Genomic DNA, 15,765 nt, shown 5'->3' on the forward strand with positions numbered 1-15,765 from the left:
CGACCCGACGCAGGAGCGCGAGACGGACCGCCCCGCCGAGATCAAGAGCCTCCCGCTCTTCGGCGCATGCGGCTGCGGCTCGGGCTGCGGCTGCGGATGCCAGTCAGGCAATCCCTGCCAGTGCGGCTGAGAACGTACGACGAGGAAGGGCCCCGGTGAGATCGCCGGGGCCCTTCGTCATGGGGAGTGTCAGTGCCGGGTGCCAGACTCGGCGTATGGGCGAAGACGTGCGGCCGGACGTACGGCTGAGGGATGTCGAGGAGGACGATCTGGAGGTCTTCCTCGCGCAGGAGCACGACACAGAGGCGCTCCGGCGATCGAGGTTCACGCCGCGCGAGCGGGAGAGATTCATGACCCACTGGGCCACGAAGATCCTGGCGGACGACACCGTCTTCGTACAGACGGTCACCGTGGCCGGCGAGCCGGCGGGCCACGTCGTGGCCTGGTGGGAAGGGGACCGGCGCTTCATCGGCTACTGGCTCGGCCGACAGCACTGGGGCCGGGGAACGGGCACCAAGGCATTGACGCTCTTCCTCCAACGGGAAGAGGCACGCCCCCTCCACGCCGACCCCTTCATCGAAAACACAGGGTCAGTACGGCTGTTGCGGAAGCTCGGTTTCCAACGCACCGGAACAGTGCGGCACGGCGACGACGAGCACGTCATGCTCGTACTGGACCGGGCTGCTGCCACCCCTACCGCTTCCGCGCCCGGTACCGCTTCATCAGCTCGACGATCCGCGCCTGGTCCGCCTGTCCGTTGAGCTCGGTCAGCAGGTCGTCGGGGCACAACTCGTAGAGGTCGCCCCACCATCGGCGCCCTCGGTTGTCCCAGATCCGGTAGCCACCGGGCACGCCACGGGCGACGTAACGTCTCCTGCTCACAGTCCCCCTCCCCGCTGGATTCGATCATCCCGAGCGACCACAGTGAAGGGGAAGGGGGGCGAGCAGGCCCTCTGGGGTGCAGCCACCTACACCCTCGATCCGGTAGGTCACGCCATGGTTCCGGAGGGCGGCCGACGGCATCGTTGAACCCATCGGATCCCAGAGGTTCGCAGTCCCCAGCCGGAAGGAAATGCCATGAAGTCGCTGCTGTCCTCCACGACCGGCACCACGATGGACGACCCGACCGAGACCACCGGCGAGAACACCCTCGCCCCACTCCTCACCGCCTGGGACCGGGCCCACCCCACACTCGCCGACCCCGAGTGGCGCCACGTCCTGGACGAGATCGCCCACCCACGCACGACCGAGGCGTTCTATCGGCTGGCTACGGCGGCGATTTGAGCCCCCGCACGACGGCGCACAGGCCGACCGACACCGACATCAACTGCTGCCGCAACCTCGACGCAAGAGGCCCCGGATCTCCCTCCGGGGCCTCTTACTTGTTTGATGAGCTGGGGCTACTTCTTCTTGCCCTCGGCCTTATCGGGATCTTTGGGCTGGGTGTTGGAGGTCAAGGCGCTGCGCGCGCCTGCCTGAGTGGTCGTAATTGATCATCGAGCGGCCCAGAGGCAGCCCATCTGCCGCCAACCACATCAAGGCTGATCAGAGCAGGATTCAAGCATCCGCCAACCAATAAATAAGTCACTTTCGGCGTACACCGGGTGACAATCCCCTTCCTCACCTAGCCTGGCCACCAGAGAGTTCGACTCTGGGGGCACATTGCTGAACCGAGACAACCTTCAGTCGTTCAAAGCAGCTCTGTCTGCCGCTTTGCGAACGACCAACCAGGCCGATGACGTACTGAGCGATAGGTTCGTCGAACTCCGTCCCGGGACGGTTGCCACTCTTGAGTCGGCTGTAAACCACCTCGTGACCGGTCGCCGAGGCGTTGGCAAGTCCACGACCCTCGCAGTCCTACAGCGACGTGCTGAGGAACAGGGTGCAAGGGTGATCTTTGTGGATGTAGAAACTCACAAGTCTCGCTCCTATCCCGATGTGCTCATTGAGATCATCATTGACATCCTCCAAGCGATTCAGCCCAAGGGTTGGCGCGGGCCTCAGCGACGACTCCGCAGCGAAGTCAAAGAGTTACTCGTGGTTCTCAATGCACTTCGCGAAGCAGCCGCCGAGGTCACAGAGAGCACCGAAAGCGACCAGACTCGGTCAAGCGATTTCAAAATTCGACTTCAGGGCAACGTCGCCCGACAGTACGCAAAGCTGAGCGCATCGGCAGGGGGATCACGGTCCAAGCGCTCAAAGATGTCTCAAAGCTCTACTCAGATACGCCGGAAAGAGGACTTCCTTCGAGACCTGGCACCGGCTATCTCTCAATCTTTGGAGAAAGCCGCAAATCTCGATGGCCGCAAATCGCTTCTCGTGGTCCTCGACGACTTCTATTTTATCGCCAAGGACAAGCAGCCGTTAGTCCTGGACCACCTCCATGGAATTACCAAGCGAAGCAACGTCTGGCTGAAGATCGGCAGTGTCCACTCACGGACTCAGTCTTTTGCTGACGGAGACCCACCACTTGGAATGCAACCACCTCACGACCTCCAGCACCTCTCACTCGACGTCGGTCTCGCAGATTTCGCGACTGCGCAGACCTTCCTCGAAGAGGTGACCAATGGTGTACTCGCCCCAGCGGGTTTCAAGATCCGTGACGTTCTCACTCCCACCGCTCGCGAGCGGGCAGTGCTGATCGCTGGTGGCGCAGTCGCCCGTGACTATTTCGACCTGCTCATCGCAGCGGCCGATGCCGGTTGGGAGGCGGCCCAACGGGGCGATGACGGAGAAGACTCCTTCGCGATCGGGGCCGAGAATGTTCAGGCGGCAGCCGGCCTGCGTCTTCAGCGGAAACAGACAGATCTTCGCAACGACGCCGGGCGAGATGCCCCGACGCTTGAAGCCCGCTTTGACGATCTCGTCAAGTTTGTCCGCAATCGCGACACCTTCTTTTTTCTGGTTCGCAGAGAACGAATGGATACAGACTGGGGCCGTGAAATTACCGAGCTGGAAGACCTTCGCTTTGTCCACCGCATCATGACCACTAGGCCTAACACGTCAACATGGCGGGGCGTGGACACAGTAGTCTTCATGGTGGACTTTGCGGCCCTAGTAGTGAAGCGAATGAGGAAAGCCCCAGTCGAGTTTTGGAAGCCCGGAAAGTCCGATGAACTCAGGCGGGCCGAGTGGGTCTACGAGCCAAACTGGACAGAGATCACAAATAGACAGAAGAAGAGGGCTGACCCTGACGAGACACCAGGAGAAGCTGAATTACCGTCTGACTAATTCGGAATATCGATCCTCTCGAAATATCCAGATCAGTTGGACTCGGCGATCGCCATTCGCCTTGCCCTGTTGATCGTCCTTGACATCCGCATCCACCGCTGCTGCCGTCACACCTGCCTTACCAGTGACAGAGCAGGCACAACAAAGAGGCCCCCTGCCACCAGAACCCGCAGGCAGGAGACCTCTTCAGTCGGACCTACTTCTTCTTGCCCTGATTCTTGACCGCCTCGATCGCCGCCGCCGCCGCGTCCGGGTCGAGGTACTTGCCGCCGGGGGTGATCGGCTTGAAGTCGGCGTCCAGTTCGTAGGCCAGCGGGATGCCCGTCGGGATGTTCAGGCCCGCGATGGCCTCGTCCGAGATGCCGTCCAGGTGCTTGACCAGGGCGCGGAGCGAGTTGCCGTGGGCGGCGACCAGGACCGTGCGGCCGGCGAGGAGGTCGGGGACGATTCCGTCGTACCAGTACGGGAGCATGCGGACGACGACGTCCTTCAGGCACTCCGTGCGGGGGCGCAGCTCCGGGGGGATCGTCGCGTAGCGCGGGTCCGCCGACTGGGAGAACTCCGTGCCGTCCTCGAGGGGCGGCGGGGGCGTGTCGTACGAGCGGCGCCACAGCATGAACTGCTCCTCGCCGAACTCCGCGAGGGTCTGCGCCTTGTCCTTGCCCTGGAGGGCGCCGTAGTGGCGCTCGTTCAGGCGCCAGCTGCGGTGGACCGGGATCCAGTGGCGGTCCGCGGCCTCCAGCGACAGCTGGGCCGTGCGGATCGCGCGCTTCTGGAGGGACGTGTGGACCACGTCGGGCAGGAGGTCGGCGTCCTTCAGGAGTTCGCCACCGCGGACCGCCTCCTTCTCGCCCTTCTCGTTCAGGTTGACGTCCACCCAGCCGGTGAACAGGTTCTTCGCGTTCCACTCGCTCTCGCCGTGGCGGAGGAGGATCAGCTTGTACGGTGCGTCGGCCATGCCTCAGAGCGTAATCGACGGGTTCGGGGCGCAGGGCGTCCGCCCGGCAGGTGGAACGGCCCGGGGACAGTTGACGGGAATCGTTAATCGAGTGGTCATCCCGCACCTCACCTTCGTAAGTTGTGCTCACCGCTTGAGCCGCTTACCGCTTTCGTTCGTGGGGGACCCCTATGCCACTCGCCGGCCTCAGACGTGCCACCCGTGAGTCCGTCGCCGGGCTGCCCCGCGAGTTCTGGTGGCTGTGGACCAGCACCCTGGTCAACCGGCTCGGGGCCTTCGTCGCCACCTTCATGGCGTTGTATCTGACGTTGGACCGGGGGTATTCGGCGACCTACGCCGGTCTCGTCGCCTCCCTTCACGGGCTCGGCGGGGTCGCCTCGTCGCTCGGGGCAGGGGTGATGACGGACCGGCTCGGGCGGCGGCCCACGCTGCTGATCGCCCAGGCGTCCACCGCCGCGTCCGTCGCGCTGCTCGGCTTCATGCACGACCCCGTCGCCATCGCCGCGGTCGCCTTCCTCGTCGGCATGACCTCCAACGCCTCCCGGCCTGCCGTACAGGCGATGATGGCCGACATCGTCCGGCCGGAAGATCGGGTGCGGGCCTTCTCGCTCAACTACTGGGCCATCAACCTCGGGTTCGCCGTCTCCTCCATGGGCGCCGGGTTCATCGCCGAGTTCAGCTATCTCGCCGGGTTCCTGATCGAGGCCGGCATGACCGCGCTCTGCGCCGTGGTCGTGTTCCTGAAGCTGCCCGAGTCGCGGCCGCAGCGCACCTCCGCCGAAGCCGGCGCCAAGGACGACGTCCGGCTCGGTACCGTCCTGCGCGACGGGCGCTTCATGGGCGTGGTCGGGCTGTCCTTCCTCGTCTCCGTGATCTTCCAGCAGGGCTCGGTCGGGCTGCCGGTCGCGATGGGCGAGGCCGGCTTCACGCCCGCCGACTACGGCATGGCCATCGCCGTCAACGGCGTACTGATCGTCGCGTTGCAGATCCCGGTCACCCGCTTCATCGAGCACCGCGATCCGCGACGGCTGCTCGTCGTGTCGTCCGTCCTCGCCGGATACGGCTTCGGGCTCACCGCCTTCGCCGGGTCCGTCGGCCTCTTCGCGGTCACCGTCTGCGTGTGGACACTCGCCGAGATCGTCAACGCGCCGACCCAGACCGGCCTGGTCGTCCGCCTCTCCCCCGTCCACGGGCGTGGGCGCTACCAGGGCATGTACACCCTGTCCTGGGCGGTGGCCGCGCTCGTGGCGCCCCTGATGTCCGGGTTCATCATCGACCGGTTCGGGGCGGAGTGGCTGTGGGGGGTGTGCGCGGTGATCGGGACGGTGGCCGCGGTCGGCTACCACGTCCTGATGCACAACCTGCCGGCCGAGAAGCCGACGCCGGTCGCCACACCCGTGGTGACGGAGGCCGAGGTCAGCACCGCGTAGATCAGGGATGCATCCGCGCACCCTTGATCACCTTGTCCACCGCGTTCTTCGGGCCGTACACCGCGAGTCCTACGAGATCCAGCTCCCCCGTCGGCACCGCCCGCACCGCCGCCCGGTTGGCGCCGTCGTGGCCGGTGGCGAACAGGTCGGAGGTGAAGACGGCACGGGGCAGGACGCGCGAGAGCGCCTTCGCATGGGCCGACGTCAGCGTCTCCTTCGTCCCCTCGAAGACCAGCACCGGCTGCCGGAACATCGGCAGGTAGGGCACCCCGTCGGCGTCCTCGTACGGCTCCCCGATCACCTCGGGGACCTGGCTGCCGAGGCCGCTGACCAGGAACGCGGTGACGTTCAGGCGTTGCCAGGGCTCCAGGTCCTCGCGCAGGATCACGGCGATCTTGGTGTCGAAGCGGACGGGGGCTTCCGCGGGGGCGGTGGTGTCGAGCGCATGCGTGTCGGTCGCGTTCATACGACGAGACTGCCGAGCCTCGTACGACGTCGTCTTGTACGTTCTTTGCATGGCCGCCGAGCAGGAAGTCACCGCCTGGCGCCCGCGGGTACCGGGCGTGGTGGAGGTGTTCCATGCCCACTTCACCGAGTACGCGTATCCGATGCACGTGCACGAGGCGTGGACGCTGCTCATCGTGGACGACGGGGCCGTGCGCTACGACCTCGACCGGCACGAGCACGGGACGCCGGACGACACGGTCACGCTGTTGCCGCCGCACGTTCCGCACAACGGGGCCGCCGCCACACCGGACGGCTTCCGCAAGCGGGTGGTGTATCTCGACGGGTCGCAGCTGCCCCACGACCTGATCGGTGCCGCCGTCGACGGACCCGATCTGCGCGACCCGCTGCTGCGCCTGCGCGTCGGCCAGCTGCACACCGCGCTCACCCGGGCCGGGGAGGAACTGGAGGCGGAGAGCAGGCTGACGTTCATCGGCGAGCGGCTGCGCGAACGCCTGCGGCCGAGCACGGAGTCCGTTCCGCGCCCGGACCCCGTGCTCGCCCGCCGCCTGCGCGAACTCCTCGACGCGCACGTCGTCGACGGCCTCACCCTCGACCGGGCCGGCGCCGTCCTGCACGCCCATCCGGCCCATCTGGTAAGGGCGTTCAGCACCGCCTACGGCATCGCCCCGCACCAGTACCTGATGTCCCGCCGGGTGGACCGCGCCCGCCGCCTGCTCCTGGACGGCCGGCCCGCGAGCGAGGTCGCCCCGGCGACGGGCTTCTTCGACCAGCCCCATCTCACGCGCCACTTCAGGAAGTTGGTGGGCGTGACGCCCGGCCAGTACGCGAAGGGACGGGCCACGAACGGGCGGGCCACGGCTGAGCGGGCCACAACTGGACGGGCTACAGCTCCCGTTGGGCCTCGTACAGGTTCCGCGGCCTGACCACGTCCGTCGTGCCGTAGAGCTCCAGGCGCGCGTGCAGGTCGCCGGTGAAGTCGGGGACGTCGATCTGGTCGAACTCGGTGACCTCGTTGAGGCCGACGGTCGCGCTGTACGGAGCCAGGCCGTCGATCTTCATCAGGCCCGCCCGGCCGTTGGTGACGCGGATGTTCCAGTGGGCGAAGCGGGCGCCGAAGAGGGGGCCCGCGATGGCGTCGCCGCCGTGGCGGCCGTTGTTCTCGACGGTGATGTCGGTGCGGACGTTGGCGAAGGGCAGGCCGCGGTGGCTGTCGAAGGTGCCCATGCGCATGTCGCCGCGGGACCAGACGTTGTAGGAGGACAGTCCCTCGACGTTGATGCCGTGGAGTTGGACGTCCGGCCGGGCGGGTACCGTGCGCTGCTCGATCGTGAAGTCCTCGATCAGGTTGTCGTGCGCGCCCTCGCGGCAGAAGTACGGGTGGTGGGAGCCGCGGCCCGCCACCGTCGTGCCGCGCAGGGTGCAGGCCGAAGCGGCCACCAGGCCGAAGCCGTTGTCCACATGACGGACCGTCACGTCGTCGACCCAGCAGTCGTAGGCGCATTGCAGTACGACGCCGTTGTAGCCCTTGTCGAGGAGGTGCGGGGACTGGACGGTCTCCACCGCCTCCAGGGTCAGGCCTTCCACGCCGGAACCGGTCAACTCCTTGACGTGGGTGATCAGTTGCGGAGTCCACTCGGGGCGTACGTCCAGCGGGAGCGGGCGTTCCAGGGTGACGCGGCGACCGTGCACGCGGGTGATGCGGACCGGCCACTCGTAGGGGACGTACGAGGTCAGTTTCGTCTTGTCGTCCCAGAAGTACGCCTCGGGGCCCGGGCCGCCGCCCGACATGTGCTCCAGGAGCGTGTGGCCGGCGTCGTCGGCCAGGCGGAGGACGACCAGGGCGCCGGGGCGCAGGCGGGAGGGGTCGGCGACCTTCACCGTCGACGCGCCCTGGCGGGCCGGTTCCACCGCGGTCAGGGGCGTCCACTCGTCGCGCTTGTTGCCCGTCCAGCCCTCGAAGGGCCAGGCCTTGGCCTTGATCGCGGTGACCAGGGAGTTCCAACGGGCTTCCGGGGCAAGCCAGATGAGGCCGCCGGCCCAGGACCAGGACGACTTGTCGCCGCCGTAGCGGGAGCCGTACACGCCGATCAGTTCCGTGAGGTTCTTCGTGGCGTACAGCTTCGTACGGCCGCTGCCGGCGCCCCGCAGGACCACGTTCGAGTGGCCGATGCGGATCAGGTCGTCGATGCGGAAGGTGCCGGGCGGGATGGTGACCGTGCCACCGCCGGCCCGACCGGCAGCGGCGATGGCACGGTTGATCGCGGGGGCGGAGTCGGTGACGCCGTCCGCCACGGCGCCGTACTCCGTCACATCGGCGAAGACCCGGTGGCGCGGGAGCCGGCGCGCACCGGCGTGGGCACCGGCCCGGCCGATGTACGGGATCTGGGGGTGGGTGAACGGGGTGCGGGTGAACTCCCGCCAGATGCGCGGGACTTCGCCCTTGGCCGCAGTGGCGGCCCGCGCTGTCCCGATTCCCGTCGTCGCCGCCAGCGCGACTGCCGTGGCTCCGCCGAGCAGGGTCCGTCTGGTGAGCTGCGCGGTGCCCTTGTCCGAGGTGCTCATGCCCCACCGTCCTCCCATGCAGTTATTCATGGATGTGAACTCTGTTCAGAAGTGCGATGGCGGCGAGCATGTCATCGGTACCCCTTGGCGGGGAAGGGGTCGGATGGGATCAGTCCGGCAGAATGTCGTTCATTCTCATGAACGCGCCGAGAACGCGCTTTCAGGAAGCCCGCGGAAGGCCTCCGTCCGGTGATCGCCGACGATTAGCGTCACTTCCATGGATGACACACAGGACACACCGGAGCCCGAAACCCCTCGCGCCTTATCCGCCACCAGCCGCCGTTCCCTGCCGCTCAGACGCTTCTCGACCGCCGTCGCCGGCGCGACCGCCCTGGTCGCCCTCAGCGTCGGCGTCGCTCTCGCGGCGACCTCGGACGACGATCCCGGACCCCAGCCGACCGTCTCCACCTCGGGCCCGTCGGACCCGGACACCGGCAGCATCGACGGCGGCACGACCGGCGGCGACGAGTCCGATCCGAGCCCGGAGCCCACGGATGTGGACGACCCGCCCGTTCCCAGCGGCGATCCCACGCCCACCGCCGAGCCCTCCACACCGACCGACCTGGACGAGTTGAACCGGCGGATCACCGAACTGGACCGCAAGGTCGACCAGTTGCCCACCAAGAAGGAACTGGCCGACGCACTGCGGGCGTTCGCCGACGAGCTCGACAAGAGCGGCTCCGAGTAGGCGGCGCGGTCCGCCCGGGGCCAGTTCGCCCCAGGCCAGTTCGCCCGGGGTCAGTCGGCCGAGCGGCGCGTGAGGTGCTCGAACGCGTCCAGGTTCCGTGTCGACTCGCCCCGGGACACCCGCCACGCGTACTCCTTGCGGATGGCTGAGGCGAAGCCCAGTTCCAGCAGGGTGTTGAAGGCGCCGTCGGCCGCTTCCAGGACCTGGCCGAGCAGGCGGTCGAGTTCGTCCGGGGTGACCGTGGCGAGGGGGAGGCGGCCGGTGACGTAGACGTCGCCGAGCTGGTCGACGGCGTAACTCACGCCGTACAGCTTGAGGTTGCGCTCCAGGAGCCAGCGGTGGACGCCCGACTCGTTCTCGTCGGGGTGGCGGATGACGAAGGCGTTCAGGGAGAGCGAGTGGCGTCCGACGAGGAGCGAGAGGGTCGTCGACAGCTTGCGGGTGCCCGGGAGCTTGACGACGTAGGAGCCGGGCTCGGGGCTCTCCCACTCCAGTTCGTCGTCCTTCAGGACGGCCTCGATGACGGCTGCCGCTTTCTCCGCCGCGGCCTGTCCCGGCGCTGACCTGTGCGCATCACCCATGGTGGGAGCGTACGTGACGGCGGTGCGCCTGCATCGCCGCCGTGTAGACGTCCGCCGTGGCGGCGGCCGCGGTGTCCCAGCCGAAGGACTTGGCGTGCCTGGCCGCCGCCGCGCCCATCCGGTCCGCCAGCTGCGGGTCGTCGGCGAAGTCGGCCAGCACGCGCGCGTAGGCGGCGGGATCGTGGCCCTGCACCAGGAAGCCGGTGTGCCCGTCGCGTACGGCGACCGGGAGGCCGCCGACCGCGGCCGCGAGCACCGGCGTACCGGCCGCCTGCGCCTCTATGGCGACCAGGCCGAAGGACTCGCTGTACGACGGCATGACCAGCACCGACGCGGCCCGGAACCAGTCCGCGAGCTGGTCCTGGCCGACGGGCGGGCAGAACCGTACGACATCCGCGATGCCGAGCCGGGACGCCAGTTTCTGCAGGCCCTCCGGCTTGGCGAGGCCGCTGCCGCTGGGGCCGCCGACGACGGGGACCAGCAGGTGGGAGCGGAGTTCGGGGCGCTCGTCCAGGAGGACGGCGACCGCGCGCAGCAGGACGTCCGGGGCCTTCAGGGGCTGGATGCGGCCCGCGAAGAGCGGGATCAGGGCGTCCTGCGGGAGGCCCAGGCGGGCGCGGGCGGCGGCTCGGGCGGTGGCGGCCGTGGCAGAGGTGGAGGGGTTCCCCGAGGGGCCGAGGTCGACGGCTCCCGGGAACAACGCGTCCAGCGTGGCCGGATCCTTCGGGAACGGGCTGAAGCGGTCCAGGTTGACGCCCGGGTGGACGACCGCGACCTTGCCGGGGTCGGCGCAGTAGTGCTGGACGAGTTCGTCGGCCTCGCCCGAGGTGTTGGCGATCAGCCGGTCCGCGGCGGCCACGATCTGGGTCTCGCCGATGACGCGGGCGGCGGGCTCGGGGGTGTCGCCGGCGGCCAGGTTGGCGTTCTTGACCTTGGCCATGGTGTGCATGGCGTGCACCAGGGGGACGCCCCAGCGCTGGGCGGCGAGCCAGCCGACGTGGCCGGAGAGCCAGTAGTGCGAGTGCACGAGGTCGTAGTAGCCGGGGCGGTGACCGGCCCACGCCTGCATCACGCCGTGCGTGAACGCGCAGAGCTGGGCGGGGAGTTCCTCCTTGGCGAGGCCCTCGTAGGGGCCCGCGTCGACGTGCCGGACCAGGACGCCCGGGGCCAGTTCGACGGTCGGCGGGAGGACGGCCGTGGTCGCGCGCGTGAAGATCTCGACCTCGATGTTGATCGCGGCGAGGCGCTGCGCGAGCTCCACGATGTAGACGTTCATGCCGCCCGCGTCGCCGGTGCCCGGCTGGTGCAGCGGTGAGGTGTGCACGGAGAGCATGGCGATGCGGCGCGGGCGGCGGTGCAGCCTCAGTCGCGAGGGCGTCGCCGACGAGCGCCGCCCGAGCCTGCTCACGTACTGGCTCACGTGGCGTTCCTCCTCGCTGCGGGCATGCCGGACGGAGGACGTGGAGCGCCCTCCAAGGGAGGCAACAGCGGAGCGAGGCATTCCCATTCCAGGGGCGGTGATTTTTGCTGAGACATTACCGACGGTCGCTCAACCGTTCGATGCGTGCGTGCGTTGAGCGCAGTGCGCAAGCCAGGGAGCGCCGGGCCGCATACCGCCGCCTACCCTCGTACCCATGACAGCCCGCGCAGCCCACCGCCCCGTGGGCACCGTCACGCGCGGGACCACGAATCCGAACCGTCTGCGCCGCATGGACCGCTGGATCGCGGCCACGCACGGCGCCGAACTGCGCCGCGCCGCCGACCCCGTGGCCGTCGACCTCGGGTACGGGGCGGCGCCCTGGACGGCCGTCGAACTGCTCGCCCGCTTGCGGACCGTGGCGCCACGCGCGCGTGTCGTGGGCGTGGAGATCGAGCCGGCCCGGGTCGCGGCGGCGAAGCCGTACGAGCGCGACGGCCTCGTCTTCCGGCACGGCGGCTTCGAGATCCCCCTCCCCCGGCGGCCGCTGCTGATCCGCGCCGCCAACGTGCTGCGCCAGTACGACGAGTCGGAGGTCGCCGCGGTCTGGGCACGGCTGTGCGGGCGGCTCGCGGACGGCGGGCTGCTCGTCGAGGGGACCTGCGACGAGATCGGGCGCCGGCACGTCTGGGTCGCGCTCGGTCCGGAGGGGCCGCGGACGGTCACCTTCGCCACCCGGCTCGGCTCGTTGGAGCGCCCGTCGGACCTCGCCGAGCGCCTCCCCAAAGCGCTCATCCACCGCAATGTGCCCGGCGAACCGGTGCACGCCTTCCTGCGCGACTTCGACCGCGCCTGGGCCGCCGCCGCGCCCTACGCCTCCTACGGCGCCCGCCAGCGCTGGATCCGCTCGGTGCGGGACCTGAGCGCCGACTGGCCGGTGACGGACGGGCCGGGGCGGTGGCGGCAGGGGGAAGTGACGGTGGCGTGGGGGGCGTTGGCGCCGAGGCGCTGACTTGAGGGACCACCCAAGAGACCCGCCCGGACCGGTGCTTCGGAGGGAACGATCCCGGTGAGTCGTTCGTCACAAAGAACGGGAGATCGAATACGGGAGCGCGAGGGGGGAAATCCGACTTCCGTACACCTCTGTCGATTTGCGCGCCACCGTGGCACGATCCCCGGGCAGCCGTAAGTTACTGACGGTAAATCAGATCTGGGGGCAGAGGTATGGGACCGGGCAAGCGCAGCGCGTACGTCGCCGTGACCGTGGTCTGTGCGGTCACCGTACTGGCCACCGCCGGCCCGGCGTTCGCGAGTCCCACGCCCACCCCGTCGGCCTCCGCGTCGGGCTCCGCAGCGACCTCCGCGAGTTCCCCCACGGCCCTGACTCCCGCGCCGAACACGGACCTTGAGGCCGTACGCCAGAAGCTCGACACCCTCTACCACGACGCCGCCGTCGCCACCGACTCCTACAACGCGGCGGAGGAGAAGGCCCAGCAGCAGTCGGCCGCGATCGTCGACCTGGCGAACAAGATCGTGCAGGGCCAGCGGAAGCTGGACGAGCTGAAGAAGCGCGCGGGTGCCGCGGCCGCCGCCCAGTACCGAGGCGGCGGACTGCCCGACGAAGCCCATCTGCTGCTCAGCGACAATCCGCAGCAGTTCCTCGACGGAGCCGGCCGGGTGCTCCAGGGCCAGCGCGCCACCAAGGGCCTGATCGCCGAAATGACCCAGACCCAGCAGGACTTGGAGCAGTACGCCGCCGACGCCTCCACCCAGTGGAAGCGGCTGGAGGCCAACCGCAAGGCGAAGGACTCGGCCCGCAAGAAGATCAAGGCACGGATCGCGGAGGCCGAGAAGCTCGAGTCCAAGCTGGCGAAGGAGGAGAAGAAGCGCCTCGCCGAGCTGGAGGAAGAGGCCGCCTACCAGGCACAGACCTCCTGGCTCAGCTCCGGCATCCTCGACGAGATCAACGGCAAGGCGTCCGCGCAGGGCAAGAAGGCGGTCGCGTTCGCCACGGCCCAGATGGGCAAGCCGTACGAGTGGGGCGCCGAGGGCCCGAAGACGTACGACTGCTCGGGGCTGACGTCCCAGGCGTGGCTGAGCGCCGGGGACCCCGTCCCGCGGACGTCGCAGGAGCAGTGGAAGCAGCTCAAGCACATCGACGTGAAGGACATGCGGCCCGGCGACCTGATCATCTACTTCGACGACGCCAGCCATGTCGGGATGTACATAGGTGACGGCGCGATCGTGCACGCGCCCCGGCCGGGGCGGACGGTGACGATCGCGGGGGCCGGGTCGATGCCGATACTCGGGGTGGTCCGGCCGGACGCGTGAGTCCGGAGTACCGCCAGGAGACCGGGGTCACGTGACCCACGGCACCCCCGGCCGCTCCCAAACCCCCCACAGACGTGATGTTCGTCATCCCCCCTGGTGGGCCGCCGTGTCCAACTGCGGTACAGAACGCGGCATATGACAGCGGCGGGTGTGCGGGCGACGTGGCTCACACCATTCCGTTCGCCCGCCGAATACCGCTATGGTCCCGGTCGGTGGATCGAGGACCCTCGCCCCACCGCGCCCTCGGGGGGAGGGAAGGAACCCAAGACGATGCCCGTACCCATACCGCGGCAGAGAGCGATCCCGGCCGCGGAGAGTGGTCAGGCGCAGGCCGTGCACGGAGGCGGCCCTTCCAAGGAAGAGACCCCGCGCAAGGAAGCCCGCAAGGAAGCCACGGTCGACAACAACGCCGCCACCCATCTGACGCTGCTGCTGATCGAGGACGACCCCGGCGGCGCCACGGTCGTGCCCGAACTCCAGGACGCGACCGGCCGACCGTTCCGCGTCCGCAGCGCCCGCAACCTCACCGAGGCCGAGCGGCTGCTGACCGACGACGTCCACTGCATCCTGCTGGACCTGGCCCTGTCCGAACCCGGCCAGGGCGCGGACGACGACGAGCTCGCCGTACTGCGTCATGTCCTGGAACTGGCGCCCCGGCACGCCGTGCTCGCGCTCACCGCGTCCGGTGACGCCGAGCGCGGCGCCGAAGCCGTGCGCGTGGGTGCGCAGGACTACCTCTTCCGGGACGAGCTGGACGCCCGTCTGCTGAGCCGCGCGATCCGGTACGCCGTGGAGCGGAAACGTTCCGACACGGCCGAGCGCCGGCTCGCCGAGGGCCGCCTGCGCGCCCAGGAGAACCGCCGGCTGGAACGCGGGCTCCTGCCGACGCCCCTCCTGGAGGGTTCGTCCCTGCGCTTCGCCGCGCGCTACCGCCCCGGCCGCTCGCGCGCGCTGCTCGGCGGTGACTTCTACGACGTCGTCCGCACCCCCGACGGCACCGTGCACGCGATGATCGGTGACGTCTGCGGGCACGGCCCGGACGAGGCCGCGCTCGGCGTGGAACTGCGCATCGCCTGGCGCGCGCTGACCCTGGCGGGCCTGTGCGGCGACCAACTCCTCGGCACCCTGCAACAGGTCCTGGAGCACGAGCGCTCCGACGACGAGATCTTCGCGACGCTCTGCACGGTCGACATCGCACCGGACGGCAAGCGCGCGGGCCTCTGCCTGGCCGGCCACCCGTCCCCGCTGATCGCCCGCCCCGGCCGCCCCGCGGAACTGCTTCCCTACGACAACAACGGCCCCGCCCTCGGCCTCCTGCCCGGCGCCCGCTGGCCCCGGATGCAGGTCGAACTCGGCCGCGAGTGGAGCCTGATGCTCTACACCGACGGCCTGATAGAAGGCCGCGTCGGCGCGGGCCGCGAACGGCTCGGCCAGGACGGCATGGTGGCGATGGTGCGCCGGCAACTCGCGGAGGGGCTGCGCGGCGAGGCGCTGCTGCGGTCGTCGGTCAACGAGGTGCGGGAGCTGAACGGCGGCGAGCTGACGGACGACGTGGCTGTGCTGCTGCTGGACCGGGTGCCGTAGACGGGTGCGGGTACGAGTACGGGGCGAGTGCCCTACGGCATCCCGCCCCGTACCGCTGCCTGGTGCTTACCGTCCGCCGTTGTACGGCCCGTACGGACCGTCGCTGCTCGAACCGCGCTGGCTGCGGCCACCGCCGGACAGGCCGCGCAGCGCCGGGCGTACGTCGACCATGTACACGATCGTCGCGACGAGCCCGATGATCGGCAGGAACGACAGGATGTTGAAGATCAGGTTCACCACGAAGGCGAGCCCGAGGACGATCAGCCAGAACACCTTGGTCTTCTTGTCGGCCGCGCGGTAGGCGTCCTCGCGGCGCGTGGCGGCATCGATCAACGCGAAGCCGCTGAACAGGATCAGGGCCACACTCAGCAGCCACATGAACCCTGCGAACCCCTGCATCAGCACTACGTCCACCACCAGACTCGGCTTGTCTCCACGCCGCTCACCGTACCCGTTCCCACGGGGCCTCTACCCGAAGAACGGGCCGGGCTCTCATGGAGTGCCCGGCCCGTTCT

15 protein-coding genes and 1 pseudogene are annotated in these 15,765 nt (G+C 69.0%); 9 read left to right on the forward strand and 7 right to left on the reverse strand.

Annotated features, from left to right (window positions below):
- Positions 1-215 precede the first annotated feature (215 nt).
- Positions 216-683, forward strand: a pseudogene (locus tag ACWD5F_RS16620) (GNAT family N-acetyltransferase); the annotation flags it as partial.
- A gap of 10 nt (positions 684-693) precedes the next feature.
- Here ACWD5F_RS16620 and ACWD5F_RS16625 read toward each other — a convergent pair.
- Positions 694-882, reverse strand: coding sequence for a hypothetical protein (locus ACWD5F_RS16625; RefSeq protein WP_401715778.1), 189 nt, complete (start codon positions 880-882; stop codon positions 694-696).
- Positions 883-1,077: 195 nt separating this feature from the next.
- Between ACWD5F_RS16625 and ACWD5F_RS16630 the strand changes: the two genes are divergently transcribed.
- Together ACWD5F_RS16630 and ACWD5F_RS16635 are read left to right on the forward strand one after the other, a co-directional pair.
- The gene (locus ACWD5F_RS16630) at positions 1,078-1,284 is read left to right on the forward strand and encodes a hypothetical protein (RefSeq protein ID WP_451255128.1); all 207 of its coding nucleotides are present in this window, start codon (positions 1,078-1,080) and stop codon (positions 1,282-1,284) included.
- A gap of 429 nt (positions 1,285-1,713) precedes the next feature.
- Positions 1,714-3,231: an ATP-binding protein gene (locus ACWD5F_RS16635; RefSeq protein ID WP_451254922.1), complete on the forward strand. Its 1,518-nt coding sequence runs from the start codon at positions 1,714-1,716 to the stop codon at positions 3,229-3,231.
- 196 nt (positions 3,232-3,427) lie between these two features.
- Here the strand turns inward: ACWD5F_RS16635 and ACWD5F_RS16640 are convergent, their stop codons facing one another.
- Positions 3,428-4,189, reverse strand: coding sequence for a phosphoglyceromutase (locus tag ACWD5F_RS16640; protein ID WP_451254924.1), 762 nt, complete (start codon positions 4,187-4,189; stop codon positions 3,428-3,430).
- A 170-nt stretch (positions 4,190-4,359) separates the two neighbouring features.
- Between ACWD5F_RS16640 and ACWD5F_RS16645 the strand changes: the two genes are divergently transcribed.
- The gene (locus ACWD5F_RS16645; protein ID WP_451254926.1) at positions 4,360-5,619 is read left to right on the forward strand and encodes an MDR family MFS transporter; all 1,260 of its coding nucleotides are present in this window, start codon (positions 4,360-4,362) and stop codon (positions 5,617-5,619) included.
- Between the two features lies 1 nt (position 5,620).
- Here the strand turns inward: ACWD5F_RS16645 and ACWD5F_RS16650 are convergent, their stop codons facing one another.
- Complete coding sequence (locus tag ACWD5F_RS16650; RefSeq protein ID WP_451254928.1) at positions 5,621-6,085, reverse strand: DUF2000 family protein; 465 nt, start codon at positions 6,083-6,085, stop codon at positions 5,621-5,623.
- A 49-nt stretch (positions 6,086-6,134) separates the two neighbouring features.
- Here ACWD5F_RS16650 and ACWD5F_RS16655 point away from each other — a divergent pair, with 49 nt between their 5' ends.
- Positions 6,135-7,010: an AraC family transcriptional regulator gene (locus ACWD5F_RS16655; RefSeq protein WP_451254930.1), complete on the forward strand. Its 876-nt coding sequence runs from the start codon at positions 6,135-6,137 to the stop codon at positions 7,008-7,010.
- Here ACWD5F_RS16655 and ACWD5F_RS16660 read toward each other — a convergent pair.
- The gene (locus tag ACWD5F_RS16660) at positions 6,970-8,649 is read right to left on the reverse strand and encodes a glycosyl hydrolase family 28-related protein (protein WP_451254932.1); all 1,680 of its coding nucleotides are present in this window, start codon (positions 8,647-8,649) and stop codon (positions 6,970-6,972) included. The genes ACWD5F_RS16655 and ACWD5F_RS16660 overlap by 41 nt on opposite strands.
- 217 nt (positions 8,650-8,866) lie before the next feature.
- Between ACWD5F_RS16660 and ACWD5F_RS16665 the strand changes: the two genes are divergently transcribed.
- Complete coding sequence (locus ACWD5F_RS16665; protein ID WP_451254934.1) at positions 8,867-9,337, forward strand: hypothetical protein; 471 nt, start codon at positions 8,867-8,869, stop codon at positions 9,335-9,337.
- Between the two features lie 50 nt (positions 9,338-9,387).
- On the opposite strand, the gene ACWD5F_RS16670 is transcribed toward ACWD5F_RS16665, so the two are convergent.
- Both ACWD5F_RS16670 and ACWD5F_RS16675 read right to left on the reverse strand, forming a co-directional pair.
- Complete coding sequence (locus tag ACWD5F_RS16670) at positions 9,388-9,918, reverse strand: YbjN domain-containing protein (RefSeq protein WP_450350772.1); 531 nt, start codon at positions 9,916-9,918, stop codon at positions 9,388-9,390.
- On the reverse strand, positions 9,911-11,338 hold the full coding sequence (locus tag ACWD5F_RS16675) for a glycosyltransferase (RefSeq protein WP_451254936.1): 1,428 nt from the start codon (positions 11,336-11,338) through the stop codon (positions 9,911-9,913). The genes ACWD5F_RS16670 and ACWD5F_RS16675 overlap by 8 nt, the downstream gene beginning before the upstream one ends.
- Positions 11,339-11,552: 214 nt before the next feature.
- Between ACWD5F_RS16675 and ACWD5F_RS16680 the strand changes: the two genes are divergently transcribed.
- The 3 genes from ACWD5F_RS16680 (at position 11,553) to ACWD5F_RS16690 (ending at position 15,250) form a co-directional block, all read left to right on the forward strand.
- A complete protein-coding gene (locus tag ACWD5F_RS16680; RefSeq protein WP_451254938.1) occupies positions 11,553-12,347 on the forward strand; it encodes a class I SAM-dependent methyltransferase in 795 nt (264 codons plus the stop codon).
- Positions 12,348-12,559: 212 nt separating this feature from the next.
- Positions 12,560-13,666 (forward strand): NlpC/P60 family protein, encoded by a 1,107-nt coding sequence (locus tag ACWD5F_RS16685; protein WP_451254940.1) that lies wholly within the window; start codon positions 12,560-12,562, stop codon positions 13,664-13,666.
- A gap of 270 nt (positions 13,667-13,936) precedes the next feature.
- On the forward strand, positions 13,937-15,250 hold the full coding sequence (locus ACWD5F_RS16690) for a PP2C family protein-serine/threonine phosphatase (protein WP_451254942.1): 1,314 nt from the start codon (positions 13,937-13,939) through the stop codon (positions 15,248-15,250).
- A gap of 66 nt (positions 15,251-15,316) precedes the next feature.
- Here ACWD5F_RS16690 and ACWD5F_RS16695 read toward each other — a convergent pair whose 3' ends face one another.
- Positions 15,317-15,649 carry a DUF2516 family protein gene (locus ACWD5F_RS16695; RefSeq protein ID WP_185145985.1) on the reverse strand — a complete coding sequence of 111 codons (333 nt, stop codon included), beginning with the start codon at positions 15,647-15,649 and terminating at the stop codon, positions 15,317-15,319.
- Positions 15,650-15,765 lie beyond the last annotated feature (116 nt).

This window comes from Streptomyces sp. NPDC002499, from assembly GCF_053595415.1.

What these genes read in the sequence shown, in the direction of transcription:
- ACWD5F_RS16630 (WP_451255128.1), top strand. Translation starts at nt 1,078, where the DNA reads ATGAAGTCGCTGCTGTCCTCCACGACCGGCACCACGATGGACGACCCG.
- ACWD5F_RS16640 (WP_451254924.1), bottom strand. Translation starts at nt 4,189, where the DNA reads ATGGCCGACGCACCGTACAAGCTGATCCTCCTCCGCCACGGCGAGAGC.
- ACWD5F_RS16645 (WP_451254926.1), top strand. Translation starts at nt 4,360, where the DNA reads ATGCCACTCGCCGGCCTCAGACGTGCCACCCGTGAGTCCGTCGCCGGG.
- ACWD5F_RS16650 (WP_451254928.1), bottom strand. Translation starts at nt 6,085, where the DNA reads ATGAACGCGACCGACACGCATGCGCTCGACACCACCGCCCCCGCGGAA.
- ACWD5F_RS16655 (WP_451254930.1), top strand. Translation starts at nt 6,135, where the DNA reads ATGGCCGCCGAGCAGGAAGTCACCGCCTGGCGCCCGCGGGTACCGGGC.
- ACWD5F_RS16660 (WP_451254932.1), bottom strand. Translation starts at nt 8,649, where the DNA reads ATGAGCACCTCGGACAAGGGCACCGCGCAGCTCACCAGACGGACCCTG.
- ACWD5F_RS16665 (WP_451254934.1), top strand. Translation starts at nt 8,867, where the DNA reads ATGGATGACACACAGGACACACCGGAGCCCGAAACCCCTCGCGCCTTA.
- ACWD5F_RS16670 (WP_450350772.1), bottom strand. Translation starts at nt 9,918, where the DNA reads ATGGGTGATGCGCACAGGTCAGCGCCGGGACAGGCCGCGGCGGAGAAA.
- ACWD5F_RS16680 (WP_451254938.1), top strand. Translation starts at nt 11,553, where the DNA reads ATGACAGCCCGCGCAGCCCACCGCCCCGTGGGCACCGTCACGCGCGGG.
- ACWD5F_RS16685 (WP_451254940.1), top strand. Translation starts at nt 12,560, where the DNA reads ATGGGACCGGGCAAGCGCAGCGCGTACGTCGCCGTGACCGTGGTCTGT.
- ACWD5F_RS16690 (WP_451254942.1), top strand. Translation starts at nt 13,937, where the DNA reads ATGCCCGTACCCATACCGCGGCAGAGAGCGATCCCGGCCGCGGAGAGT.
- ACWD5F_RS16695 (WP_185145985.1), bottom strand. Translation starts at nt 15,649, where the DNA reads ATGCAGGGGTTCGCAGGGTTCATGTGGCTGCTGAGTGTGGCCCTGATC.